The organism is Emticicia sp. GW821-FHT11C11, from assembly GCF_058808615.1.
In genome coordinates, this window is the sequence record NZ_JBXARV010000004.1 from 160,690 (window position 1) to 187,665 (window position 26,976).

Sequence of the window (26,976 nt, forward strand, 5' to 3'; positions counted from 1 at the left end):
GTGTGATTTCCCGCTTTATTTTTAGCAAAATCGCCGATGTAGCCATTGTTTTAGTAAAGCCTATTTTGGATATTTAAAAGAAATATAATAGACAATAAATAGAACTTTTCCGTGGATGATACGATGGATTTGTGAATTTTTATGAAATTATTTTTAAGGATGTCCTGTTATAATAATTACCTTGCTAATGTTTAGCAAACCTAAGTATAAATTAACATTTTGATTACTAATGAATATAGGAGACAAAGTAAGATTGCTGCATTCGAAAGAAGAAGGAATAATTACCAGGTTTTTGAAAGACAACGTAGTAGAGGTTGAGATTGAAGCCGGTTTTAAGTTACCGGTGTTGAAAAGAGAACTGGCGGTGGTTTCAAAAACAGAAAATCAGTTTTTCAAACCTGCCCAAACAATTGTTGACAATAAGCCTAAAGATGCAAAACCCGCTATAAGAGCCGATAAGGGTATCTTTCTGTCCTTTGTGCCTGTCAATGATAAATCCGTAGCCATATACCTCATCAATAATTCTGACTGGGACCTGCCGTTTTCATTTACTTTAAGTTCAGACAGAATTCATACGGGTTTACTCGGAGGACTGCTTAAAGGCAAAAGTTATCAAAAGTCGTTTTTAGAACTCGAAGCAAAAGATATTGACACCTGGGGGAGTTTTTCTTTTCAGGCTTTGTATTTTATCAATGGGCCTTTTGATGAGCGCACTACACTGACCAGAAAATTCAGAATCAGAGCAAATACATGGGCGGATCATAAGAAAAAGACGCCTCTACTTGAAAGAGAATCCTATCTGTACCAACTCGATAGCGATGAAATAGAGGCCGTGCAACCCAAAAAAGCTGAGCCCGAAAAGAATATGGTAATAGATGCGGCTAAACTCAGAGAGGGTATGATGGAAAAGAAACAAACAGAAACGCTGCCTAAAACCTATGCAAAACCTGCTTCAATGGTAGATTTGCACATTGAAGAGCTGACCAAAAATTACGCATCACTCAATAATGCTCAGATGCTTGAACTCCAGATAAGTACTTTTCTGGAAAAGTTTGAGCAGGCCATTGCCAGTGGTATGGACGATATCACGTTTATCCATGGCGTTGGAAACGGTGTTTTAAGGCAGGAAATTCAGAGAGAACTATCAGGCCATAAGAATGTTGCCTGGTTTGAAGACGCCCAGAAAGAAAAATTCGGATACGGTGCTACGCGCATTAAGATAAAATAGTGCTGAAATTCAATAATTTTTGCACTCAATCATACGTTTTGCCAAAAAAAATCAATTAACAATATCCTGATGAAGAAGCTGACAATCGTCTGTTGTTTGTTTGTAAGTGTGTTTTTAAATTTAATTCCGGAAACCAAAGCTCAGAAAACTGCTGAACCGGAAGCCCCTGAAGAAAAATATCTGCAAGATTCGGTCAAAGTGGAAAAAGTATTCTCAAATATCAGTATACCCTTCAATATTTCGTTGAGCGACATCGAGAAGCAGATCAACACATCTATTGCAGGCCTTATTTATGAAGATAACAGCTATACCGATAATAATAATGATGATTTCAAGTGCAAAGTCTGGAAAAAGTCAAACATCATCATCACGGCAGCTACAAACGATGTCTTTGATTTCACTGTTCCGCTAAAAGTATGGGCCGAACAGGGCATCGGTGCATTTGGTTTTAAGAAATACATTCCTGTTGAGTTTGAAATAAACATGAAATTCTCAACAAAATTTACAATCAGGCCTGACTGGTCTGTTCAAACAACCACTATACCGAACGGATACCAGTGGATTACGAAGCCAAAGGTGAATATAGGGTTCGATTTACCGATCGATTTTATCATCGGCAAAATAATTGATAATAACCAGACCGGCTTCGCCAGGTCTATTGATGATGCCGTTGCCAAAAACTTATCCATTAAACCGTATGTGATTCAGGCATGGAATGCCGCGTTGCAACCTTATCTGGTATCAGAAGAATACCGGACCTGGGTTAGAATCACGCCACTGGAAATCCTGATGACACCGCTGGTTACAGCCGGAAGAAACGTGAGGTCGGTGCTTGGCCTTAAAGCCTATACAGAGACCATCACAGGCGAAAAACCTTTTGCCCCCTTTGCGGTGAGCTCTGTACCTAATCTGAAACTGGTACCGACTATTCCTAACGATTTTCAGGTAGGTTTAACCAGTGATGTGCCCTTTACAGAAGCGGCAGCCCTTGCGAAGAAAATGTTTATCGGCCAGACATACGAATTCAAAGACGGAAAGTATAAAATAGAAATTACCGACCTTGATATATACGGCAGCAATGAGTTTCTGGTTATTAAAGCAGCCATCAAAGGTAAACTGAAAGGAACCATCTACATTAAGGGTATTCCGGTATACAGCGCTGCCAGAAAGAGCATTGTGCTTACCAGCACTCAATTCGATATCAAAACAAAAAATATTCTGGCCAAGGCGGCTTCGTGGCTATTGGAAGGCAAAATGGTGAAAATGATAGAAGAACAATATGGATTGCCTATAGATCAGCTTTTAGGTTACGCCAAGCAAAGCGTAGAGGCTGCCATGAACACAGAGTATAAAAAAGGAGTGAAACTAAGCGGAAAGATTGAAAGTGTGTCGCCTGATAAAGTTTACCTGACACCTTCAAGCATTGTGGCGGTTGTTATGGCCAAAGGAAAAGTAGAGCTAAAGGTTGATGGTATGTGATTTCTATTCGCATAAAAGTTAATTATTTTGCTTTTAGCGAATTTTCAGATTAAGCGTTTCCGTTTTGCGAAAACACTGTATTCAATAAAAATATTGTAAACTAAGCGGGTAGCTATTACCTTTGCAGAAAGAAAAAGCAGGTTGTCTTATCGCTGCTTGTAGGGCTAACACCCGGAAAGTTGAGGAAAGTCCGAACAGTGCAGAGCATCATGCTACCTAACGGGTAGGGGGTAATCGGGTGACTGATTATCTACAGCCAGTGCCACAGAAAATATACCGCCGCAAGGTAAGGGTGAAAAGGTAGGGTAAGAGCCTACCGCTTGTCTGGTGACAAACAAGGCATGGTAAACCTCATGAACTGAAAGACCAAATAAACCGGCGCCGGGAGTCCGCAAGGATTCCTCTAAAGGCTGCTCGCCTGAGCCGGAGGGTAGGTTGATAGAAATAACAGGCAACTGTTGTTCCAGATAAATGATAAGACTTTAACTTTACATGTTAAAGACAGAATTCGGCTTACAGGCCTGCTTTTTCTTTTTCTTTCCCGGCACCGATGTGCTTCAGGTGTGCCATAATACAAAAATTTCTTATGAATATTTGATTCCATAAGTATTTTTTATACCTTTGCAGTCCAAAAATGCGAAAAGGGGACGGGTTCCCCACTAAAACAGAAAAAAATGGCAGTTAAAATCAGATTAGCAAAAAGAGGACGCAAAAAGGCTCCATTGTATGACATCGTAGTTGCTGACGCTCGTTCACCACGTGATGGTAAGTTTATCGAGAAATTGGGTCAGTATAATCCTCAATCTACACCGGCAGGTATCACATTGAAAGATGAAAGAGCCCTTTACTGGTTAATGGTTGGCGCTGAACCAACAGACACTACTCGCAAAATTTTGTCTGTAAAAGGTATAATGCTTAAAAAACATCTACAAGTAGGTGTTGAAAAAGGCGCTATTACACAGGAAGCAGCAGATGCTCGTTTTGAATCATGGTCGACAGAAAGACAAGAAAGCCGTGAATCAAGAATAGCTAAGCTTTCAGAAGGTAAAGATGCTGTTAAAAAAGCGGCTTTCGAAGCAGAACGCAAAAAACGCGCTGATATGGAAGCAGCTAAACAAAAAGCTCAGGCTGACGCAGAAGCTGCAGCAGCGGCTGAAACAGCAGAAGCTACCGCTGAAGAAGCACCGGCAGCAGAAGCTGAAACTACAGAAGAAACAGCTGAAGCATAATTCAGAGATTCTCTTGAATGAAATTATAAAAGATCCTCGCCCAAAAGCGGGGATTTTTATATTGAACAAAGAATACTATGACAAAAGAGGATTGTTATCTATTAGGCAAAATAACCAAAACGCACGGGCTCAAAGGCGAACTCGCTATCTGGCTTGATGTGGATTATCCTGAAGAGTATGAAGAGTTGGACTCGGTTCTGCTCGAAATAAAAGGAGAACTGGTGCCACATTTTATAGAGGAGATACAAATAAGACCTAGTAAGTCAATTATAAAGTTTGAAGACATAGATACCATAGAAGAGGCGCAAAAACTCGTGAACTGTGATATTTATCTGCCTGAAGACAACCTGCCCGAGCTGGAAGACAACGATCAGTTTTACTATCATGAGATCATCAATTATGATGTGATAGATGAGGTAAAAGGTAAACTGGGTAAAGTACTGGCCGTGTATACATCAGACCGTCAGGATTTGATAGCCATGCAATATGAAGGCACAGAAGTACTGATACCTATTGACGACGAAATCGTTAAAACCATCGACAGAGATAAAAAAGAGCTCTATACCAATCTTCCTGAGGGTCTTTTAGAAGTATATCTAGACAACAACACCCAGGAGCCTGACGATAAAGACGCAGATACAGATACCCACGAATCCTGATAAGTGAATATGGAAAGCACTAACCCGGCACCTACTGATGGTTTAAACAATGACGGAATCCGCATTGATATCATTTCATGCGTGCCGCGTTTGCTCGACAGCTACTTTGACCATTCCATTCTGAAACGGGCAAAGGATGCCGGCCATGCAGAAGTACATATCCATGACCTGAGAGACTACTCCGAAAACAAGCACAGGCAGGTAGATGACTATGCTTTTGGAGGTGGCGCGGGAATGGTACTGGGAATTGAGCCGATTGCTAAATGTATTCGCAATTTGCAGACTAACAGGGTGTATGACGAAATAATATACATGACTCCGGACGGAGACCTGTTCGACCAGAAGACCGCAAACCGGCTTTCAATGACCAGGAATCTGATTATTCTGTGTGGTCATTATAAAGGAATCGACGAGCGTGTAAGAGAACATTTTATTACGAAAGAAATTTCAATCGGCGACTACGTGCTGTCTGGCGGTGAGTTGCCGGCAGCTGTAGTGTCTGATGCCATCATCAGATTAATACCCGGTGTTTTAAACGATGAAACCTCAGCCCTGACAGACTCCTTTCAGGATAATTTACTGGCTCCACCCGTGTATACAAGACCTGCTGATTTTGAAGGTATGAAGGTGCCTGAATTACTTTTATCGGGCCATGAGAAAAAAATCAACGACTGGCGGCTGGAGCAATCCATCAAACGTACACAACGCCGCCGCCCAGACCTGCTCAAATAAACTTATCACGCGCTGGCTGGCATGAGATATCCGGCGTGAATCTTTCATTTGTTGAGTAATTTATTCTACATTATTTTACCTGTATAAACGTAAAAGCGTATTTCTTTCAGGTGGTTTATTTTTTTTGGATTATCCGTAAAGGAATCAATATCCACTTAAAATAATTTAAAGCCATGAAACGGAATATTTTTGTATCTCTTGCTTCACTAATTTTATTTTTCTTTATCAGCACTAATACCAATGCTGCTACACCTGCTGCTAAGGCAGAAGAATCTGCCAAAGCTGTTAAAAGCGAAAAAGTAGAATCGGCCGAAGCGAAAGCTATTGTGGCCAGATTGGAAGAAATCAAATCGATGGATAAGTCGCACATGACTTCCCGCGAAAAGAAAGAATTACGTAAGGAAGTAAGAGCGCTTCGCACACAAATGGCAGAAATCGGCGGTGGCGTATACATCTCAGCCGGTGCCTTGATTGTCATACTTCTTTTGATTCTGTTATTGTAAGAACCTGCAGCAAAATTAACATGCCATGGAAACTAATCAAAAACCCAAACCGGAAGAAGCAGAAGAAGCGAAATTTCCGGGATACAAGCCTTATCCGGCCTCTGAAGATATCTACAGCAAAGGCATACGGGAAGATAGTATTGACCCCGAAGATATCAATAGACTGAAAGAACCCAATGAAAAAAAGGGCGAACAATGGAACGAAGCCGACTATTTGCATCAGAATACCGGGGAAGACCTGGATATTCCGGGCTCAGAACTGGACGATGAAGAAGAAATAGTAGGAATGGAAGATGAAGAAAACAATTATTACAGTCTCGGTGGCGACAACCACTCAGATCTGGAAGAAACCAACAGTGATCTTGTAGAAGATGAATAAGTACATAAATAAGCGTGCAATCATGAAAATCCTGAAAGAATTAGTGCTATTCGGAGTATTGATTCCGCTGGCATTAGCCGGATTGAGTTGTTCCGGAGAAATTGTAACCTCCCCGCCACCTGCAGCGGTGGTTGAAGTGGCACCAGGCCCACCTACACCAGGTTATGTCTGGATTCCCGGCCATTACATGGCCAGAGGAGGAACGTATGTTTGGAGAAACGGTTATTACAGGCAATCGCCACGATATAGAAAAACCTGGGTACCCGGCAGGTACGTACAAACGCATAGGGGATATGCCTACAGAAAAGGACGCTGGAGAAGGTAATTTTCTTTTCCGCAAAAAGGCTTTGTGTTTATGATGCGCTCAATCCGCATCTAAATACAAAGCCTTTTTTATTGCTATCTGATTGATACTTTTGTAATGAATTATTTTATTTAAAAGTATAATACTTATTGTTAATATCAGCCAATCATAAAACAACATTTAGCCTTGTTTGTTTTATGATATTAATCGAGCAATTCTTTTGGTAATATGCCCTCAATTTATTAAATTTGTATTATTACTATTTAAAATAGTACAAAAAAATATTCAAATAGTCATATTTATTCTACTAAAAAAAGTAAATCTTAAGGCTAATGGCTGAGGAAACAGAAAATCTAATCCCAGAATCTTCCAACAACGGCACAATTATCCCTATCAACATCGAAGACGAAATGCGCGGAGCCTACATTGATTATTCAATGTCGGTTATTATTTCGCGTGCCTTGCCCGATGTCAGAGATGGTTTGAAACCGGTCCATCGCCGTGTGTTATACGGAATGGCAGAACTCGGTGTATATCACAACCGCCCTTATAAAAAATCAGCACGTATAGTAGGAGAGGTGTTGGGTAAATATCACCCACATGGTGACTCGTCCGTATACGATACCATGGTTCGTATGGCCCAGCCATGGTCGTTGCGCTATACGCTGGTCGACGGCCAGGGTAACTTTGGTTCCATAGATGGTGACTCACCGGCTGCCATGCGTTACACAGAGGCACGTCTGAAAAGAATTGCCGAAGAATTATTGGCCGATATTAATAAAGAAACGGTTGATTTCCAGTCGAACTTTGATGATTCGTTGGAAGAGCCGTCAGTATTACCGGGCAAAATCCCTAATTTATTGTTAAACGGTTCGTCAGGTATTGCGGTTGGTATGGCCACTAATATGGCACCACACAACCTCTCGGAAGTAGTAGATGGGATAGCGGCCTATATTGACAACAATGAAGTAACTATCGAAGAGTTGATGCAGTTTATTAAGGCACCTGATTTCCCGACCGGAGCTATTATCTATGGTTACAGCGGTGTTAAATCTGCCTTTGAAACCGGTAGGGGGCGCATTGTTTTGCGTTCTGTTGCCAATTTTGAGGTGTCAAGAACAGGAAAAGATCAGATTGTAGTCACTGAGATTCCATATATGGTCAATAAGGCCATGATGATAGAGAAAACAGCTCAATTGATTAACGAAAAGAAAATTGAGGGGATTTCCGATATCAGAGACGAATCAGACCGCGACGGTATGCGTATCGTTTATGATTTGCGCAAAGACGCCGTGCCTAACGTCGTTCTCAACAACCTGTACAAATATACCCAGTTACAATCTTCTTTCAGCATCAATAACGTGTCCCTTGTAAAAGGTCGCCCGGTTACTTTGAACCTGAAAGACATGATCCGCTACTATGTAGAGCATCGTCTTGAAATTATTACCAGACGTACGCAATATGATTTAAAAGAAGCGGAAAAGCGAGCACATATTCTGGTTGGGCTTTTAATTGCGCTCGACTATATCGATGCCGTAATCACCTTTATACGTCGATCAAGAGACGCCGATGAAGCGAAGACCGGTTTGATGAAGGGTGACTTCATGACAGCCGCACAAAGAGAAGAATTCCTCACTGTTGGCCTTCAACGCTTGCAGATTGTAGATACTTTTAATAGCGATACTGAAAGCGGAAATATCTTGAGTGAAGTTCAGGCGAAGGCAATTCTTGACATGCGTTTACAACGTTTGGTAGGACTCGAAAGAGACAAGATTAATGCCGAATTTGAAGAAATCAAGAATCTGATTGAAGATTTACGTGCAATTTTAGCTTCAGAAGAAAGAAAGCGCACTATCATAAAAGACGAATTAATCGAACTGAAAGCACGCTATGGCGACGAGCGCCGCTCGAAAATAGAAATGGCGGCCGGCGAATTCAGTATTGAAGATATGATTCCTGACGATGAAATGCTCGTTACGATTTCTCATCAGGGATACATCAAGCGTACACCACTGCAGGAATACCGGACACAGGGCAGGGGAGGCACAGGTTCAAGAGGAGTGAAAACAAAAGATGAAGACTACACAGAGCATCTTTTTGCAGCAACTAACCATAATTACCTGTTGTTCTTCACCAAAAAAGGAAAATTATTCTGGTTAAGGGTATTTGAAGTGCCTGAAGGCTCTAAAACTGCCAAAGGAAGAGCAATTCAGAACCTGATCAACATAGAGGCTGACGACAAGATTCAGGCGGTATTGAACGTTACTACGCTGACCGACGAAGACTACATCAACAATAATTACATTGTGATGTGTACCGAAGAAGGAACCGTAAAGAAAACCCTTCTGGAAGCTTATTCTCGTCCGCGTCAGGGAGGTATCATAGCCATCAATATCAATGAAGGCGATAACCTGCTTGATGTAGCCCTTACCAACGGCGACAATAACATTGTAATAGCCGCCAAAAACGGTAAAGTTGTTCGTTTCCATGAGTCCGGCACACGTCCGATGGGTCGTACAGCTACCGGTGTAAGGGGTATTTCGCTGGAAGATACTGACCGCGTAATCGGAATGGTCTGCGTTTCCAGAGCTGATACACAACTGTTGGTAGTATCAGAAAAAGGCTATGGAAAACGTTCAGATATAGATGATTACCGCATCACTTCCAGAGGCGCCAAAGGGGTAAAAACCTTGAATATTACGGATAAAACAGGCGCATTGGTTGCCATCAAAGAAGTAACCGATGAAGATGACCTGATGATTATCACCAAAAACGGAATCGCCATACGTATCAAGATAGCTGACCTGAGAGTAATGGGTCGCAATACGCAGGGAGTAAGGCTTATCCGTCTGAACGAAACAGACGATATCGCATCGGTAACCCGTATCATTCGTGAAGATGAAGAAGAAGACGATAGCACTGAAGCAGCCGAAACGACCGAACAACAATAGGTAATATTCGCGCTACAAAGTAGGTGGGTTGGTCTACTTTTTGTGTTAATGCTTTGTTAATTTCCTGAAAATCCCTATTTTTCGCGAAATTAAATTGTCTAACCCTAAACGTTTAAACATCTTAAAAATCAACAGAAATATGAGAAAAACCATTTTTGTGTCTGTCTTATCAATGTTTACGGCAGGCGCATTTGCGCAATCAGGACTTGATAACCAGCTAAGAGATGCACAATGTAAGTCTGCTGCTGACGAAATCGCTAGAGGAGAGAAAGCAAGCCAGGATGCTAAAAAAGGTGCCAAATCTGCTACATGGGTTAAACTCGCTTTAGCTTATGAGGATATGGCCATCAATTGCGGTAAAGATTCTTTAGCATCTGAAAAAGCATACAATACCTATAAAAAGGCCCTTGAAGTTGAAGCTGGTGGCAAAGGTGCCAAAGATATCGAAACAGCATTGACAAGCCAGAAAATTTATACGGCTCTCATGCAGCAAGGGGCAAGTTTTTATAACGCTAAGAGTTTTTCGAATGCGCATAAATTATTCAGATTGGCTTCAGATGTAAGCCCAAAAGATACAACAGCTTCGTTATACTCAGGCATAGTTGCTCAATTGGCCAAAGATAATGCTGCAGCTAAAGTACACTTTACTAAATTTATTGAGCAAGGTGGTAAAGATGCTGCGGTTTTCTACAGCTTATCTGAAGTTTATAAAGGCGAAAACAATACTGCTAAAGCTATTGAAGTCCTTAAAAAAGGTATCGCAGCTAACCCTGGCGACAAAGATCTGAAAGGAACGCTGGTGAATCTGCAATTATCGAGCGGAAATGCTGATGAAGCCATTGACGAATTGAAAAAACTGGCAGAGGCTGATCCAACCAACGTAAACAACATGCTGAATCTGGCTATTCTTTACGATAACAAAGACAAAAAAGATGAGGCGTTGGTTTGGTACAAAAAAGTATTGGCAATTGAACCAAATAATTACGATTGTAACTTCAACCTTGGTGTTTTTTACTTCAACCAGGCGGTTAAAATCAAAGAAGAGGTTGATAAAATGGATATGAAAGAGTATCAGAAAAATGGCGGTAAAGCGATTGAGGATAAAGCTTGTGCCAAATTTGCTGAAGCAAAACCATATTTTGACATTTGCAAGTCGGTGAGAGAAAAAGAAGGTAAACCACAGGAACAAGAATTGACAGACAACCTGACAAATCTGACTGCGGTTCTTGAGCAATGTGCCAAAAGAAAATAAATAATTGTAGCAATACAAATTACAAAAAAGCCCTTAGAAATACTTCTAAGGGCTTTTTTATGGCTTTTATCGTAGGTTCAATTCAAAAACGGCTATGATAATAATAAATGCATATCACCACAAATATATCTGTTTCATTCAACTCAATCGGAATGAACCGGAGAATGGTTTAAGAGGGCAGGTTATGATTATTCTATTTAACATAATATAAATTATATAACTAAAATATGAATATCCGGATTCACCTGAGATTTGGCTGGATTCGATCATTCCCATAATATATACGGCTATGAAAAGCTCGCAAATAAAAAAAAGCATTTCAACTAAGAAATGCCTTTAATGCTTTTGGTTTTCTACCAACTTTTTTCCGTTGTTTCACTTTTTCTGGTCGTTCTTTTATTTTTTTACCTCCAAAGAAAACTCCCAGCGCCTCTATAATTATATCTTTTTGTGACATGCCTTCCCAGTACCCGTAATCTTTCATGGTTTCAACCAAATCATTCGGACAATCAAACGTAACTTTAGTAGATGGTCCACTATCTTGCAGAGCCATTAATACGGTTTGATTACTCGTCAGCGCCGCCGCCGCTGGTTGTTCAGCCGATTTGGTCGGAACTAAACTTTCAAATGTAAAATTTCTATTTTTTGCCATTTTCTTAAAGTTTTATTGAAGAATCGATTCTAACGCTCATTTTACTTATTAAAGCTGTTTAAAATCTCCTTAGTTAATTTATAATAGTCCATGGCTCCGTTACTTTCCGGAGCATACGTGAAGATATCCTGTCCACTCGCCTGAGCTTCTGAAATAGCAATGTTATCTCTGATGGTGGTAACGAAAAACGAATCACCTAACTGTTGCTTGGTGGCTTCTATAATCTCATTGCTGAGTTTTTTGTTTATTCTTGGGTTATACCGTGTTGCAAACACGCCACCCAGCTTAGTTTGAGGGCTTATCTGTTGTAGTTCCGACGAATAAGATAAAAAATTTCTCAAACCTTCATAACTTAAATATTCGGCCTGCAAAGGCACCAGATACATGTCGCAGGCAATCAGGGCTATTCTTGTCATTCCTGATAATGTCGGCGGACAATCGATCATGATGTAATCATAATTCTTCTTAATCTTTTCTAACAGTAGCTTTAAGTTAAACGGAAATACAGGCGATGCTTTAATCACATCTTCTTTTGCATTCAGTTCTGCAGCACTTGGTAGCAGATCTCCGATCGCCGTTTTAATCACAACGGTTTCAAACGGGAGCTCACCACTCAGGTAATTTCCTACATGGTTTTTCCCAACTTGAGTTTCCAGCACCCCAAAACACCTGGTAAGGCTGGCTTGGCCGTCCAGATCAATAAATAGCACCCGAGCATCTGCGAATTTCCGGAAAGCAGCACCAAGATTCTGGGTCGATGTAGTTTTACCTACTCCCCCTTTGTTGTTAACTACACTAATTGTCATTGGTTGTATATGAATAATATTGTTTGGCAATATAGAATAAATCACCCGTAGTAACAATACTAAAAGAATAACTTTTATTAATAATAATGTTTATACGATAAGATTAGTATGTTCTATTAGTAACATTTCATTTAGTAATATTAAAATATATAAATACAAAATAAATGATTAGTATTATTGATAAATATTTAAACTAAAAGTTTTATTAATACATACAAAAAAATAAACTATTTTTAGTATTTATTATAAAATAAGAAAGTTTTAAATAATATATAAATACAATACTAATATAAAAGTACTATATTATTTAAAATATTTGAATTAAATGATATTTATAGATTGAATAATAATTTTAAATTCTTATTTATTGTATTAATACTAAATATAAAATATTATGAATATGGTAATTAATAAAATGTATTATATGTCTATTACATACTTACCTTAATTATATTTATATGTATGTATGATTAGTAATAATAGTATTTGCGTAATTTTGTTTCGAAAATAAGGCCATTCAGGAGATTTCATGAGTTAAATTGAAGAGATGCCCGCATCCTGATATGAAAGTGTCTTAGAAACGAAATTTGAGGCCTTAAAATTGGCTCCGTTTTTCAGGTTTAACATTGCAATTTGTCATTTTCATGTTTTGCCCGAAAAAATGCCCGGACTTCCATTTAAATAGTCTTGCTTCGGCGATTTAAATTCTGAACTTATGTAAGCTCATGTTGATCAATGCAAAGAGAATATTTCAAAAAACTTAAGACTTCATATTGCGTCAAATTTTAATTTCAGATTCGACTCCCACTAATCGCCCCACATAATTATTGTTTAGTTCTGGCCGGTAACTGTGAATAACAAACTTCTGCATCTCTTTCTATTCTCAATTTATGGATTCAGTAAAACAACATTAACCTTACTATGTTTGCAGTTTGAGAACCATCATCCTAACCTGATATATTCTTCAGTCTTTATAATATATCTAAATCTAAATTACGGTGTTGCTGTTTCCGGTCCGGGATTAGCGTCTGCTCTCTAAAAGTATCTGATAGATTCTATTAGTAGTCTCCGCATCTTTCAATATTTGATATCACCCTATGATTGTCCGGAACAATATTTAGGAATGCCAGAAGTAGACATTATATATAATACCATAATTCAGGATTGACAGCCCTCCACCTAAGACACTTTCTTTTTACTGATGAGTCTGAAACCTGGCATCAGTTTCATTTATGCGAAATCAGTTTGTGAACTCCCTGAAATTATTAGTCAAACAAATAGGTTTATATTTTAAATACTTTTCGAATGTATAATTCTTTTTATATGTTTTGATATTATAAATAATTTATATACATTAAATAGCATTCAATAATAACTAAACTTTTATAATGTAAATTTATGTACATAATGTATAAAATAATTAAATTATATAAATTGAATTTTATTAATTATTTAAATTATATAGTATAAAATTAATTTAACCATTTAGTTAGTTTGAAAATAATAGAATAGTATTGATAAACTATTACAAATATTTATTACCTGCCGTATTATTCAATTTGAATGTATATTAATTTACGGAATGTAATAAATGTACTTCACTGTAAAATAGTATTGAAGACCTCAAATGTATTATTCATATAAGTGCTATTAGCCGGTATGCTTTGCTGCTCAAATTACCTGCACCCTCAATTCTTAAGAACGAGCATGTCCCCAAACAAATACAGCGATTAGTATTTAAGCATTGCTTGCTTCAAAGACCTGGGTGTTACCATCAGTATAGACAACAATTATTCTCGCGACGTTACCATGAGAGAAATTAGGAAAAATTGAGCTGCTGAGATTTGCATGTGACGGTAGATTATCCGTCGTTTTTCTCTCATTCAATTCTCGTAAGGGAGATGCTGCCTTTTTTTGAGGCGTAACAAGCTGATTATTAAGTGTTTGAGTGCTATTCAAAGTCTCATTCTCATCGTCCTCCAAAAACCAATCAAAACCCAATTCAGGGTATCTTTTGTAAATTTTCTGCACAATTTCCAGACTCGGCTTATTTCTGTCTGATAAAATATGCGAAATGCTTGGTCTGGGCACTCCAATCTCATCTGCGAACTTTGTAGATGTCAAGTCCTTGTCATTAATGAATCGGCGTATCTTTTCATTTAACTTCATAAACTAATAATTTATAATTGTAAGCACGATTTATTTAAAATAGTAAATACAGCAGAAGTACATAATTAACTTATCTAAATTAATTATGTACAAATATAAATAGTTTACAAACACAAATCAAGTACTTTTGTAAATAATTATTTTCTTAATGTAAATAGTAAGTAGTACGACCTGATTAATCCGTTAATAGACTTATAATCAAACCATTATATGATTCTTGAGTAATGCATTTATATATCCCCGGGATAACGAGGTGGACACATTATATTTATACGTAGATGGATGAGTGGGTTGAAGATATAAAGTAGACCTATCGCGATAAATTTATCATGAATTTAATAATGTTAAGAAATAGTATATAAAATTTCCAAATTATTACTTGACAGTTAATTCTTGTAAACTATATTTGTATCAGATTTACATGCTTTCTAACATAATCATTAAAGATAAATTTAAGTAAAGGTTTAATTTGTAGGTAGAAATGCCAACAATTTGGGATTCAATCGTCAGAAAGTCCAATCTTCCTTTAGATTGGGCTTTTTTTTTGTTTATTCCTGATCTGCTGCGAATGTGATTACTTATTTAAATTGTAGTCTATATCTCTTACTATTCAGGTTATTCACTTGATGGAAACAATTAACAAAAGTGATATGTAATTTAATTGGAATTATACATAAAAGCTTGTGATAGATGCCTGGAAGATTAATAGCGTTATAAAACATTAGAAATTATTATGAAAGGACTAATTTAATAATGTAATAATAGCTTGAGAAGTGTTGTATTTTGTAAATACTCATATTACTTTTATAAACAATAAAAAAGGGTGGCAATATACATTGCCACCCTTTTGAATAACTTATGATTTAGTATTTTAAACTGACACATTATTCTCTCTTAGCGCATCATTTAATGACGTTTTAAGGTCTGTGCTTGTTTTGCGTTTACCTATAATTAAAGCACAAGGTACTCCGAAATCGCCTGCCGGATATTTTTTAGGTAGCATTCCGGGAATAACAACCGAATTTTCAGGTACAAACCCTACATACTCCTGGCCGGTGTTAACGTCTATAATTTTCGAACTGCTTGTAATAGTAACGCCAGCGCCTAAAACGGCTCTTTTGCCTATTCTGGCGCCTTCAACCACGATACAACGCGAACCAATAAAGGCACCATCTTCAATAATAACAGGCGACGCCTGAGCCGGTTCCAATACACCTCCTATGCCTACACCGCCGCTCAGATGCACATCCTTACCGATTTGAGCACAACTGCCCACAGTAGCCCAGGTATCAACCATTGTGCCTGAGTCAACATAAGCGCCTATATTTACATAAGAGGGCATCAGGATTACTCCTTTTGCCAGATATGAGCCATAACGGGCAACGGCAGGGGGTACTACACGTACGCCAATCTTATCATAACCGGTTTTAAGCTTCATTTTATCGTGATATTCAAAGATGCCCACTTCCTGAATACTCATCTGCTGAAGTGGGAAATATAGTATGATTGCCTTTTTGATCCAGTCATGGGTTGTCCAGCTTCCATCTTCATTAGGACTGGCAACACGAATGATTCCATCATTAACCTCACTTATAATTGTTTCAATTGCGCTTTTTGTAGCCGTATCATTTAAGAGCGAACGGTCTTCCCAGGCAGCTTCAATAATTGTTTTTAAAGACATTAGGTGTTTAATTTAAATATTAATAAAAATAATGTATATGACTGATTATAAGCTATTTAACTATTAATTTTAAGTGTTTTTTAAGTAGATAATTAATTCCCTTTTACCGGTGACAAAGTTAGGGGTATATTATTATATTAACAACACCCACCCTACTTTAAGTATTTATGCAGTATAGTTAAATAAGTTATGACACAATAGGAAATACTGCATTAGTAATTTAGCGCAAAGTATTAATTAGTATATAACTAAATGTATTAGGTTAGTTACTAACCATATTAACATGTAATTAGTAGTTAATTACTATAATGTTTAGTTTTAAAGATTTGGTAGCAAATATTTAATCTTGAAAATAATCTCAGTTTTTATTAATAGAAAAAATCTTCTTAACTTGCAATATCGTACCACTTAAACCAATATATTTAAAATATGTCGAAAATTAAAGTAGCTATTAATGGATTTGGCCGTATTGGTAGACTTGCCTATCGCCAGATTTACAACATGGAAGGAATTGATGTAGTTGCGATTAACGATTTAACGAGTCCTTCGGTTCTAGCTCATTTACTAAAATATGATAGTGCACAAGGCCGTTTTGAAGCAGATGTGAATTCTACTGACAGTAGCATCGTTGTTAATGGCGAAGAAATAAAAATCTATGCGCAAAGAAGTCCTGCTGAGATTCCGTGGGGTACTCATGAAGTAGATGTAGTTTTAGAATGTACAGGATTCTTTACCGATAAAGATAAAGCTGCTGCACACTTAACTGCTGGTGCTAAACGCGTAATTATCAGTGCACCTGCTACCGGAGACCTAAAAACGATTGTGTTCAACGTAAACCACAGTATTCTTGATGGTAGCGAAACTATCATCAGCTGTGCAAGTTGTACAACTAACTGTTTGGCTCCTATGGCAAAAGCGTTAAACGATAATTTTGGAATCGTACTAGGAAGTATGACAACTGTGCATGCTTATACTAACGACCAGAATACACTGGATGCGCCACATCCGAAAGGTGACTTGCGCAGAGCAAGAGCTGCTGCTGCCAACATTGTACCTAACAGCACAGGAGCTGCCAAAGCCATTGGCCTGGTATTACCTGAATTGAAAGGTAAACTGGACGGCGGTGCGCAACGTGTGCCAACTATTACAGGTAGCTTGACAGAGCTTACAGTTGTACTTGAGAAAAAAGTTACATTGGAAGAAGTAAACGCTGCAATGAAAGCTGCAAGCAACGAAAGCTTTGGTTACAATGAAGACGAAATCGTAAGTAGCGATATCATCGGTATCACATACGGAAGTTTGTTTGATTCTACTCAAACCAAGGTGGTTACTGTTGGTGACAACCAATTAGTGAAAACCATTAGCTGGTATGACAACGAAATGAGTTACGTAAGCCAGTTGGTTAGAACTGTGAAATATTTCGCAACGCTTATCTAGTATGGAGATTAAGAGAAATTGAAATGCCTGTCAGAAAATTTTCTGACAGGCATTTTCATTTATGGTTTTGCAGCCAGATAATTAATTTTGAATCCTTTTTCGACAAACAGTTTCTCATAGTGGGTTACTATGTCGTAGTGTTCTGCCAATAATTCTGATTGATACAAATCAGTTGTTTGCCGTAGAATAGTATAGCCGGCTTCTGGAAAAGTACCTAATGAATATTCGAATAGGCCGCTGTTATCGGTTTTGAAGAAAAAATTGCCATCAGGTTTGAGTATCTTCTTATACAAAGCCAGGAAGTCTACATTTGTTAGCCTCTTTTTTTCTTCTTTGTCTCTCGGTTGAGGATCCGGATGTATCAACCAGATTTCATCCACCTCGTTTTCCTCAAAAAATTCTTCCAGAAACGTAATCGGCGTTCTCAGAAATGCCACATTGGTCAGATTAAAGTCATTTGCTCTCTTGCTGCCCCGGGCAATTCTGTCTCCTTTTATATCAATACCGATAAAATTCTTATTCGGAAACTGCCTGGCCAGCCCTACTGAGTATTCGCCCTTTCCGCAGGCCAATTCCAACACAATGGGGTTATTATTCTTGAAATAGATCTCTCTCCAGCGACCTTTAATGGTAGTATAAAGGTCCTTCCCTCTTTCAATAACATTATCTGCCTGAGCATTATGTATAAACCTTGGTAATTTTTGTCTTGCCACTCTCCTATTTAATTAAAATTATACTTATTAAAAGTAAAAAAAGTATTTTTATTATAATTTGATTCTCTTATTTTTTATCAAAAGTGCCAATAATGCACTGTTTTTTCACTTTTTCAGCCCTTCTCCTCCCCTTTTTTAATTATCAATTATACTGATTTATATTAATACTTATCAATATAAATATACTTTTATAAAAGTATTAATATTATAGTTCATTTAATTCGGCTACTACAAATGTGCTGCCTCCTATGTAAATAAAGTCGTCGTTATCGGATGCCCCGCGAGCCGTTTTTAGGGCCTCGTTAACATCTTTAATAACAAGCCCGGACAAACCGACAGAACCTGCGATTTTTGCCAGATTTTCGGCCTCTAAAGCCCGCGGAGAATCGGCCTGACAGAAATAATATTGAGCGTCGTCGGGAAACAAAGCTAGTATTTCTTCAACGTTTTTATCTTTTACAAAGCCCAGAATAAAGTGCTTCCGGCCGCTTACGAATCCGTTTTGAAACAATTTTTCAATCTGATCCAGAATAATCCGCAGCCCGTGCTCATTATGGCCGGTATCACAAATGGTAAGCGGGGCATTGTTCAATACCTGCCACCTGCCTTTCAGACCGGTGTGTGTTACCACCTCTGCTATTCCTTCGGCAATGGCATGAGCGCTAATTTGAAACCCCTTGTTTCTTAGAACTTCAACGGCCTGAAATACACCTGTAAGGTTTTTCAATTGATACTTACCAATCAGTTGAGACTCCAGGCCATGGAAAACAGCTTGACCATCTTTAGTATATACGTCTACAATCAATTTTAAACTCCCGTTTTCTGTGTGCTTTTCTTCAACCGAAAAATAGTCTTCAGCAAAGTAAATGGGTGTTTCTGCTTGCGCGGCTTTTTCTATAAAAATTTCATTGGTCTGTTCATGTCTTTCTGATATCACCACAGGTACATTAGGCTTTATAATTCCTGCTTTTTCTGAGGCAATTTTGGGTAGTGTATCGCCGAGAAGATCCATGTGGTCGAAACCAATATTGGTAATGATACTGAGCTCAGGAACGATGATATTGGTTGAATCAAGCCTTCCGCCCAGGCCTACTTCTATTACAGCTATATCAACTTGTGCTTGTGCAAAGAAGTCAAAAGCCAGCGCTACACTCAATTCAAAAAACGAAGGTCGAAGCTCTTCAATAAATACGCGATGGGTTTCGACGAACTCAATTATATTCGCTTTTTCAATAGATTTACCGTTTATTCTGAATCTTTCTGTGTAGTCTTTCAAGTGTGGCGAAGTATAGAGACCCGTTTTGTAACCGGCACTTTGCAGGATTGATGCCATATAATGCGAGGTACTGCCCTTTCCGTTGGTACCTGCGATGTGGATACTCTTAAATTTGTCTTGTGGATTACCCAGATACTGGCACAATGCGATAGTATTATCCAGATTAGGCTTAAATGCCTTAGCGCCCTCGCGATGAAAGACCGGGAGCAGGGCATATAAGTAATCTATTGTTTCCTCGTAGTTCATTGACAATAAAAAAAGGTGATTCAGAATCACCTTTTAAAGTTTTTTACAAAATTAATAAAGATTCTGCAATTATTGAATCTTAGTTGCCAGACCGGATATTGATTGTGATTGTTCCGGTAGCTCTTGCCGGAGCTGTGCCTTCCGGTGTAAGAAATGAACCCAGATTTTTCTGGATATAATTCTTATAAAAATTCTGCACAGAAGGGCTCACTGTTGACTCTGCAACACTGATGGCCACAACATCGCCCGAATCATCTACAGTGACCTTAAATACGATTTTTCCGGTTTCGCTAGAGCCATCATTCGGCAAAGAAAGTTTCTTCTTATTCCATCCGCTCAAACCACCGATTGATGCCCCTGACCCGCCACCTTTGCCCGGGTTGCCATAAAGGCTTTTCCCGTCCAGCGTGCCTCTAGGGTCACCTTTGTCGCCTACTTCACCCTTCTTACCGTCGCCATTATTATTACCACCAATGCCGTCACGCGTGCCTATGGTGCCATTAGAACTTGAATTGGCTCCATTGGCGCCTGCAGAGCCTTTAGTGCCCTTTTTGAATAACGATCCGTCATCTACCGATCTTTTCGGAGGTTCAGGCTTTGGAGGCTCCGGTTTCGGTGTTTCTGCCTTAGTTTCAACGGGTGTCGGTTTTACTACCGGTTTTGTTTCTACTTTTTTAACCGGCTTATCGCTTGTTTTGACTGTTACAGGGCTTTCTTCGTCAGACGTAACCACCGGTTTGGCGGGTGTCTCTTTAGCTACCACCTTTACGGGTTTATCAACCACTGGCGGTGGTGTAACTACCGGCTTCACTTTTAGCGGCTTTGATTCTTCTTCATTGGCCGCAGGTTTAACGTCATAATTGTTAGGTGACGGATTTGCCTTATTGGTGGTCTGCAGGTCTCCTGTGCCCACTAAATCGATGCCATAATTTAGCTCTACGCCCTCTGGTTCTTCCGGTGGAGTATAGATCAGTTTCAGAAAAAACAAAACCGTAAGGAAAGTACCGTAAATGAATATACTTATCACAAATGCCTGTGATTGTGTCTTTTTATTGTCTTCTGCGAGCGTCGTGGTCTGCATCAATAATTGCTGTTAATTTTGAACAATGAGCTACAAAAAAACCTGTAAGTGTTGCTTACAGGTTATAAATATATAGAAAACTGTTATTTACTTTTAATAATGGCTGGTTTTTCTCCTATCAATTGATGATGTCTGTAGGCAATAACCTCGGCTTCGTCGCGGGTATCAGCTTCGGCAGCTATTACTTTCATCAATCCTTCGGCTTCAACTACTCTTGGCGAAAAACCATTCTTAAGTAAATTAGCACTAAGTCTTTCTACGTTTCCTTTATTTTTGAATATCCCTGAAACAATCAAATAACGCTTTTCAGTAGTATTTATTGTCGGTAATGTTTCTGTTCTTTTGGCTGTTTCCACAGGTTTTTCAACTGTTTTTGCTTCAGCCACACTTTCAATGGCGGGTTGTGGTTTTATTTCAGCTGTCGGCGCGGTACTATCCTGTTCCTGCACTGTAGTCTCAAATCCCGTAGTATCGGTCTGAGCAACTTCTTCCGGTTTTTCTGCAATTACCTCTCTTTTAGGAATATAATCGAGCGGGTTAAAGCTGCTTCTGGTGTGACTTTCACCGTTCTTTGCGTTTGAATTTAAAACAAAATAAAGACCGGCCGAAACCAACAAAACGGGTATTGTATAGAAAACGTATTTCCACTTAGATATACCGCCCGTTGTAGTATAAGATTCTTCTTCAATAGCCAATTCATCTTCCTCTTCAAAAGTATGGCTTACCATATAACTTGGTTTATCTACTGTCCGGGGGAAAATGCTTTCGAAACCGAAACTCTCGCTGAAAAAGTTGTTCCGGCGATCAGGATCAAAAACCAGATTGTTTTCTTCATTTAACGAGAATTGGCCGATTCGCGGAAAGTGAAAAGACTTTTCGTTGGCCAGAGAACCCTTGATTTCGGATACAAAACTCTGAATAGTTCTTTTGGCTTCGTCAATCGTTACGCTTTCTCTTCTGGAGATATACGTCGCCAGAAGTCCGTCATCATGCTTCAGAATCTCATTAAAGGCGATTTTTTTCTGAGGAGGCATAAGCGACCCGCTGATATCATTCAAACTTGATGGCAGGTAGTTGGCTATAAACGCCCCGAAATTCGGAACGGCCACATAATCATGCTCATAAAGCAGTGTTCTGATGTATTCTGCAACTGGTTTCATAAGGTTTAACTTAAATTCGGGGGCAATCTTTATGCTAATTTAAAATGAAAAGTTGACTCCCACAAGAAAATTTAAACCCTGTTGCGGATAATATAAGAATCGTTCGTACTTTCTCCCTAACAGGTTATTTAGCTTAACAAAGGCTGTAAATTGTTTGCTGAACAGATAATCGAATTCGGCATTTATATCAACAAAGTCTTTATTGGTTACCAGTTCCTGAGTGGTCGGGTTCCGCGCATAGGTTTTGCCGAAATAATACAGATCAAGATTAGCCAGTAGTTTGTCAGATACAATAAACGTATTGCCCCACTTAGTGGTGAAAAGCGGACGGTGCAGTGGCCTTTCATCGCTTTTTGTTTCGTAGTGGTTAAAATCTGCTTTCAGATTAGTACGCCACATTTCAATGGGCTGGTAGTTTAGCTGCAAGGTTACGTTGAAATACTGCATACGGCGATCGTCATACAAAATAGTAAACTTGGCGGTATCACCCAGTGCATCTCCGAAATCAGGCGTATAATTGTTAAAATAATAAAGGTTTTTGTAGTAACCCATGGCTCCTCTTACGTTATAACTGAAACCTTTATCTAAATCGCCTTTGGCACCTATGAAGTACTCCTGACTTTTTTCTGTATTCAACAAGGGCACGCGCGATTTCAGATAAGGATTCTCGTTCAGCATTGAGCCCAGGGTGTTTCTGATGATATCCCCGTCGACTCCGGCAAAGAAATAATACATGCCGCGGTGTTTATAGGTAAGCTCTACTGCCGGGAAACCCGCTGTGCGGTTGATTTTCTTTGCCTCGTCAAACTCGTTGACAGCCTTGAAGCCTATGTTAGCTCCAAAATTTCGGAAATTCAGCTTGAAAGACGGCGTAACTCTGAAGAGGTTTCTTTTGTCTACTACATCATCAGTTCTTTGAGTAATATAGGCTTCGGCATCGACACCGGCTACAAACTTATCTGCAATAATCGGGAAATAGGCCCGGAAGCTAGAGCCCCAGTCAGTTTCCTGCGCATCATAGTTATTAGTTAAAGACTTGATGTTGGTTTTGATGGCATAATCAACTCTTGCATTCGGAGATGTATTCTCAAAACCTGCGTTGAACTGTACAATATTCAAGACCTGACGGATATCCTTACGGTCCAGGTCTTCGCGTGGGCGCTGATAGCCATAGAAATAGTACTGGTCTCGGTTATAATTAAAGCCAGCATTCACCTGAAACTTATCTGCCAGGTATTTTCCTGTTATTTCGGCCTTATCATACATATTGGCTGAATTCTTATCGTCAACGGGTCCGCGGGCAGTTGAGTTATGATAAGCATGCACACCGATAACCATGTTGTTTTCCTGATTGGTATTCAGAAATACCTCACCCAGTAATCGGCCATAATTACCCGCACCTATGGTTACGTAATTGTTGTAAGTTTCCAGTTCCTGATTTTTCTTGGTGCCGTCAGGAGCTACTACATTCGGCGTAAACTTTACTTCTTCTACACCTTTGGGTTTGCGGTCAAAGAAGGTATAGCGCATCTGTTTATCTTCAGAACTCGCCTTTAGCGGAGGGATTTTCTCGAAAACCCTGTTAGCCGGAGGTAACTCTACTTTCCGGTCTTTTGTGATAATAATATCGTCATCTAACTGCGCCATTGCGGGCATAAAACCAAGGCTAAGCCCTGCAATCAATAAAAAGGTGTATATCGTTTTATAGTGAGTCTGTATCTTGAATTTCATGGAGAAATACTTTAAAATGTTTGGAAAATAATCAGAAAAGCACCTGGTTTTATTCTTTATTCTCAATTTCTTTCAATTTCGCTTTGGCCAGTTCAACGGTTTCAGGTGTTTCGGCATTCTGAATGATTGATTTTAACGTTGCTTTTGCCATGAAGTAGTCGTTCTGGGCAATGTAGTTTTCAACAATCAGCATGAATCCTTTTTCATACCACGCCAGAAACTCCGAAAACTCCTGAGCCAGATCCTGCAAGGTCTTGATAGACTCCTTGTGCTTTTTAGTACGATACTGTATTTCTCCTATCAGGTATTGTGCCTCTGCACCATTTACATCCTTAGCCAGAGCAATGGTTTTCTTAAATTCTTCTTCTGCTTTGGTATAGTCGTTTTTAGCCAATGCCGCTTTACCTAAGTACAGTTGCGCTTTGTTTGAGGCTCCCATTACAATGTTGCCGCTGTTATTGATAATCTCACGGGCATAGTAAATGGTTGAATCCTGCTTGCCACTTAAGAAGTAAGCCTCAGTAAGCCCCTGCCAGGCAGTGACGATGTCACGCTTGTTGGCCGATGAGATAATCACGGCACGGTAACTGGTAATGGCATTTCTATAATTTTTAGATGCTGCTTCAATGTTTGCTGCTCTCAATGCCGACTTGGTTACAAAGCTGGTGCGGTTATCGCTCACCACCTGATTATAGTATTTCAGGGCATTGGGTTTATCGTTCAGAATATAGTAAGAGTCGGCCAGATAATATTTGGCTTCAAACATATTATTGCTGTTCGGATAGCTGCTGATAAACTTCTGAAGTGCAGCAACGGCTTTGTCATGCTTTTCGTTCAGATACAGATTTTTAGCAGTTTCGTATTCCAGTCCTTCCACTGAACCACTGCCCGGATTCCCCTTTTTGTACTCTTCAACAATGGCAGAAAACTCTTCCGGCCTGCCCAGTGTATTCAATGTTTCTTGTAAACCCAATAGTGCGTTTTCGGCTACATCTGTTTTTCCGTAGCGTATTACAATTACTTTGTAATCGTTTAGCGCAGCTTCATGGTTCTTTAAATTGCCATAGGCCAATGCACGTTTCATTAAAGCCTGCGGAATAAGCCCACTCTTCGGGCGTTCGCGCACCATTCTGCTAAGCAGGTTTACCGCGTTCTGATAGTTGCCTTTGTCGAGTTCCAACGTTGCATTCTGGAACCACGCATCATCAACCAGCCTTGAGTTTGGATACTGAGCAGAGATGCGGTCGAAGATTTGCAGAGCTTCCTGATTACGGCCAACGAAGGTCAGCGTAAGCGCCTTCTGATACATGGCATAGTCTTTCTCGGTGCGGTTATCTTTAATGGCCATATCGTAATACTTAATGGCCTCATCGTAATTCTTCACTGCCAGGTTACAATCACCTATTCTCACAATGGCATCCTCGTAGTTCTGGCGGTTTGATTCGTCTTTTCTTACTTTTATGTAATCTTTGAAATAGTTGCTCGCCAGTTTATAGTCTTTGTCGTTGTAATAAAGATACCCTAAAGCATATTTACTTTTTTGCTTCAATGTAGTGCTGCTGTTACCGTTAATGATATCCCGGTAATAACCGGCAGCTTCCGGTAGCTTGGCAGCATAAGCCGCCTCTGCTTTCCAGAAAATAGCATTTTGTTTCAGCTCATTATCAATCGGTTGGGTCAACGACTTGTTGAAAAACTCTATGGCTTTGGTGTATCTTTCGGCATTAAAGTCGAGCACACCTTGCCCGTACGTAAGGCGCTGATAAGCTTCATTAAGTTTAGGCGTACGTTTTTTGAGACCTTCTATGTAAGCAATGGCTTGTGCATAATTGTTTGATTCAAACATTACCTCGCTCATTACTTCGCTGGCTTCATCTTCATACTTACCGCCGGGGTAAGCTTTCAGGTAATTCTGGAGTTCGGTCAAACCCACTTGGCCATTACCCATGTCAATCGCTACTTTGGCATAGTTAAACTGCGATTCTTCCTGTATAATTTTATCAAAACTGCTTCCTTTCGCTTTTTCAAAAGCAGCCAGTGCAGCGTTGAGGTCATTAAGCTTTAACGATGATATGCCCAGATAATAAGCAGCCTGTTGGCCCAGTTCATTGTTCTGCCCGGCAATTTTCTTGAAATTTTCAATGGCCTTTTCATGGCTTTCGGTTTTATAGAGACTATACGCATGCCTGAAAATCACCTGATTGGAAACCGAACCCTTTCTGAATGTTTTGTATCTTTCGTAATACTTGGCTGCTTTGGTAAAATCGTCTCTGAAATAACACACCTCGGCAGTAACCAGACACATGTCGTCAATTTTCCGGCCATTGGGCTTTTCAATAATAGGTTCGGTATAAGCCAGTAGCTGGTCGTATTTCTTCGAAACGTATAGAATATTGGCAATCCAGTTAGGAATTTCTGTTCTGTAGGGTGCAATATTCTCTACTTTTTTCAAATCGGCCAGCGCCTCATCATAATTCTCGTTTTTGTAGTTAATTACACCTGCATAATAATAAGCATGGATCGTGAACTCAGAGTCCGTAGTTTTTACCTCATTAAATAAAGGCAATGCCTTTGCGTAATTGTTGGTGAGATAATACGAAATAGCCATTTTATACTTAAACTCTAATGCTTTAACCGAAGCAGAATTGATGTTAACGGCTTTTTCAAAATACTGAATCGCACGTGCATAATCGCCTTCTTCGTAGAAATAATTCCCTAAGTCGCCATAAATGACCTTTGCTTTGGGATGACCGGAGTGGTTGACCACAAAGCGTTCAATCTCAATGTCGGCATCAGGATTTTTGATATAAAGTGCCGATAAAGCTGCATAGTACTCTGCATTTGTGAGGTTAAACTCATTGGCATTCAGGTTCTTTTGTGTGGATTGAATATAATGTTTGAATTCCTCACGAGCCGGAGCGTAAACTTTTTTCTGGAAAAGTTCTATACCCTTGTGGTAATACGATTCCGGATCGGTGTAGGCAATTGTGTTTTGGGCGTATGACTGAAAGCCCATGTTTAGTAAGCAAGAGACGGTGGCAACGAATAGCGTCTTTTTCATAGGGTCTGAAATCCCCCAACCCCGCGGGGAGATTTTTTAAGAGAGTCAATATTTGGGGTTAGTAATATTGATAGTAAAAGCACTTGGGCCAATTGTAGCCAAAGGTAGCTATTGAAAATAAAAATAAACAATCTAAAAGATAAAAGTTTAAATCAAAGAGAATGTCATTTTTGTTAAAGAAGAAAAATAGAAGTAATTTCAAGCAAAAAACGTTTGTCTGAAAAAAAAATTGTTTTCGTTCATCAAC

General features: G+C 39.2%; 21 protein-coding genes and 1 other RNA gene. 12 read left to right on the plus strand and 10 right to left on the minus strand.

Annotated features, from left to right (window positions below):
• Positions 1 to 229: 229 nt before the first annotated feature.
• From AC1RRY_RS20495 to AC1RRY_RS20545, 11 genes are all read left to right on the plus strand, one after another.
• A complete protein-coding gene (locus AC1RRY_RS20495; RefSeq protein ID WP_492823555.1) occupies positions 230 to 1,228 on the plus strand; it encodes a Smr/MutS family protein in 999 nt (332 codons plus the stop codon).
• A gap of 69 nt (positions 1,229 to 1,297) precedes the next feature.
• Entirely contained in the window at positions 1,298 to 2,707 is a 1,410-nt protein-coding gene (locus AC1RRY_RS20500) for a DUF4403 family protein (RefSeq protein WP_492823553.1), read from the plus strand.
• A gap of 133 nt (positions 2,708 to 2,840) precedes the next feature.
• Positions 2,841 to 3,239: RNase P RNA component class A (rnpB, locus tag AC1RRY_RS20505), an RNA gene on the plus strand.
• A gap of 142 nt (positions 3,240 to 3,381) precedes the next feature.
• Positions 3,382 to 3,936, plus strand: a complete 555-nt coding sequence (locus tag AC1RRY_RS20510; RefSeq protein WP_492823551.1) for a 30S ribosomal protein S16 — start codon at positions 3,382 to 3,384, stop codon at positions 3,934 to 3,936.
• A 77-nt stretch (positions 3,937 to 4,013) separates the two neighbouring features.
• Positions 4,014 to 4,595 carry a ribosome maturation factor RimM gene (gene rimM / locus AC1RRY_RS20515; RefSeq protein ID WP_492823549.1) on the plus strand — a complete coding sequence of 194 codons (582 nt, stop codon included), beginning with the start codon at positions 4,014 to 4,016 and terminating at the stop codon, positions 4,593 to 4,595.
• Between the two features lie 57 nt (positions 4,596 to 4,652).
• Positions 4,653 to 5,327 (plus strand): tRNA (guanosine(37)-N1)-methyltransferase TrmD, encoded by a 675-nt coding sequence (gene trmD, locus AC1RRY_RS20520; RefSeq protein ID WP_492823804.1) that lies wholly within the window; start codon positions 4,653 to 4,655, stop codon positions 5,325 to 5,327.
• A 173-nt stretch (positions 5,328 to 5,500) separates the two neighbouring features.
• Complete coding sequence (locus tag AC1RRY_RS20525) at positions 5,501 to 5,830, plus strand: hypothetical protein (protein ID WP_492823547.1); 330 nt, start codon at positions 5,501 to 5,503, stop codon at positions 5,828 to 5,830.
• Between the two features lie 25 nt (positions 5,831 to 5,855).
• Entirely contained in the window at positions 5,856 to 6,209 is a 354-nt protein-coding gene (locus AC1RRY_RS20530; protein ID WP_492823545.1) for a hypothetical protein, read from the plus strand.
• A gap of 22 nt (positions 6,210 to 6,231) precedes the next feature.
• Positions 6,232 to 6,534, plus strand: a complete 303-nt coding sequence (locus AC1RRY_RS20535; RefSeq protein WP_492823543.1) for a hypothetical protein — start codon at positions 6,232 to 6,234, stop codon at positions 6,532 to 6,534.
• Between the two features lie 311 nt (positions 6,535 to 6,845).
• On the plus strand, positions 6,846 to 9,464 hold the full coding sequence (gene gyrA / locus AC1RRY_RS20540) for a DNA gyrase subunit A (protein WP_492823541.1): 2,619 nt from the start codon (positions 6,846 to 6,848) through the stop codon (positions 9,462 to 9,464).
• A 139-nt stretch (positions 9,465 to 9,603) separates the two neighbouring features.
• Entirely contained in the window at positions 9,604 to 10,716 is a 1,113-nt protein-coding gene (locus AC1RRY_RS20545) for a tetratricopeptide repeat protein (RefSeq protein WP_492823539.1), read from the plus strand.
• A 319-nt stretch (positions 10,717 to 11,035) separates the two neighbouring features.
• On the opposite strand, the gene AC1RRY_RS20550 is transcribed toward AC1RRY_RS20545, so the two are convergent.
• The 4 genes from AC1RRY_RS20550 to AC1RRY_RS20565 all read right to left on the minus strand — a co-directional run bounded on the left by AC1RRY_RS20550 (position 11,036) and on the right by AC1RRY_RS20565 (position 16,024).
• Complete coding sequence (locus AC1RRY_RS20550; protein WP_492823537.1) at positions 11,036 to 11,368, minus strand: hypothetical protein; 333 nt, start codon at positions 11,366 to 11,368, stop codon at positions 11,036 to 11,038.
• Positions 11,369 to 11,409: 41 nt separating this feature from the next.
• Positions 11,410 to 12,174: a ParA family protein gene (locus AC1RRY_RS20555; RefSeq protein WP_492823535.1), complete on the minus strand. Its 765-nt coding sequence runs from the start codon at positions 12,172 to 12,174 to the stop codon at positions 11,410 to 11,412.
• 1,737 nt (positions 12,175 to 13,911) lie between these two features.
• Positions 13,912 to 14,343 (minus strand): helix-turn-helix transcriptional regulator, encoded by a 432-nt coding sequence (locus AC1RRY_RS20560; RefSeq protein ID WP_492823533.1) that lies wholly within the window; start codon positions 14,341 to 14,343, stop codon positions 13,912 to 13,914.
• Positions 14,344 to 15,214: 871 nt separating this feature from the next.
• Positions 15,215 to 16,024 (minus strand): 2,3,4,5-tetrahydropyridine-2,6-dicarboxylate N-succinyltransferase, encoded by an 810-nt coding sequence (locus AC1RRY_RS20565; RefSeq protein WP_492823531.1) that lies wholly within the window; start codon positions 16,022 to 16,024, stop codon positions 15,215 to 15,217.
• Between the two features lie 429 nt (positions 16,025 to 16,453).
• Between AC1RRY_RS20565 and gap the strand changes: the two genes are divergently transcribed.
• Complete coding sequence (gene gap / locus AC1RRY_RS20570; protein ID WP_492823529.1) at positions 16,454 to 17,461, plus strand: type I glyceraldehyde-3-phosphate dehydrogenase; 1,008 nt, start codon at positions 16,454 to 16,456, stop codon at positions 17,459 to 17,461.
• A 59-nt stretch (positions 17,462 to 17,520) separates the two neighbouring features.
• On the opposite strand, the gene trmB is transcribed toward gap, so the two are convergent.
• From trmB to AC1RRY_RS20600, 6 genes are all read right to left on the minus strand, one after another.
• A complete protein-coding gene (gene trmB / locus AC1RRY_RS20575; RefSeq protein WP_492823527.1) occupies positions 17,521 to 18,174 on the minus strand; it encodes a tRNA (guanosine(46)-N7)-methyltransferase TrmB in 654 nt (217 codons plus the stop codon).
• Positions 18,175 to 18,379: 205 nt separating this feature from the next.
• The gene (locus AC1RRY_RS20580) at positions 18,380 to 19,696 is read right to left on the minus strand and encodes a bifunctional folylpolyglutamate synthase/dihydrofolate synthase (protein WP_492823525.1); all 1,317 of its coding nucleotides are present in this window, start codon (positions 19,694 to 19,696) and stop codon (positions 18,380 to 18,382) included.
• Positions 19,697 to 19,775: 79 nt separating this feature from the next.
• Positions 19,776 to 20,777, minus strand: coding sequence for a hypothetical protein (locus tag AC1RRY_RS20585; protein WP_492823523.1), 1,002 nt, complete (start codon positions 20,775 to 20,777; stop codon positions 19,776 to 19,778).
• A gap of 83 nt (positions 20,778 to 20,860) precedes the next feature.
• Positions 20,861 to 21,937 carry an HU domain-containing protein gene (locus AC1RRY_RS20590; protein WP_492823521.1) on the minus strand — a complete coding sequence of 359 codons (1,077 nt, stop codon included), beginning with the start codon at positions 21,935 to 21,937 and terminating at the stop codon, positions 20,861 to 20,863.
• A 39-nt stretch (positions 21,938 to 21,976) separates the two neighbouring features.
• Complete coding sequence (locus tag AC1RRY_RS20595) at positions 21,977 to 23,668, minus strand: TonB-dependent receptor (protein WP_492823519.1); 1,692 nt, start codon at positions 23,666 to 23,668, stop codon at positions 21,977 to 21,979.
• A gap of 49 nt (positions 23,669 to 23,717) precedes the next feature.
• Positions 23,718 to 26,729, minus strand: a complete 3,012-nt coding sequence (locus AC1RRY_RS20600) for a tetratricopeptide repeat protein (protein ID WP_492823517.1) — start codon at positions 26,727 to 26,729, stop codon at positions 23,718 to 23,720.
• Positions 26,730 to 26,976: the final 247 nt, after the last annotated feature.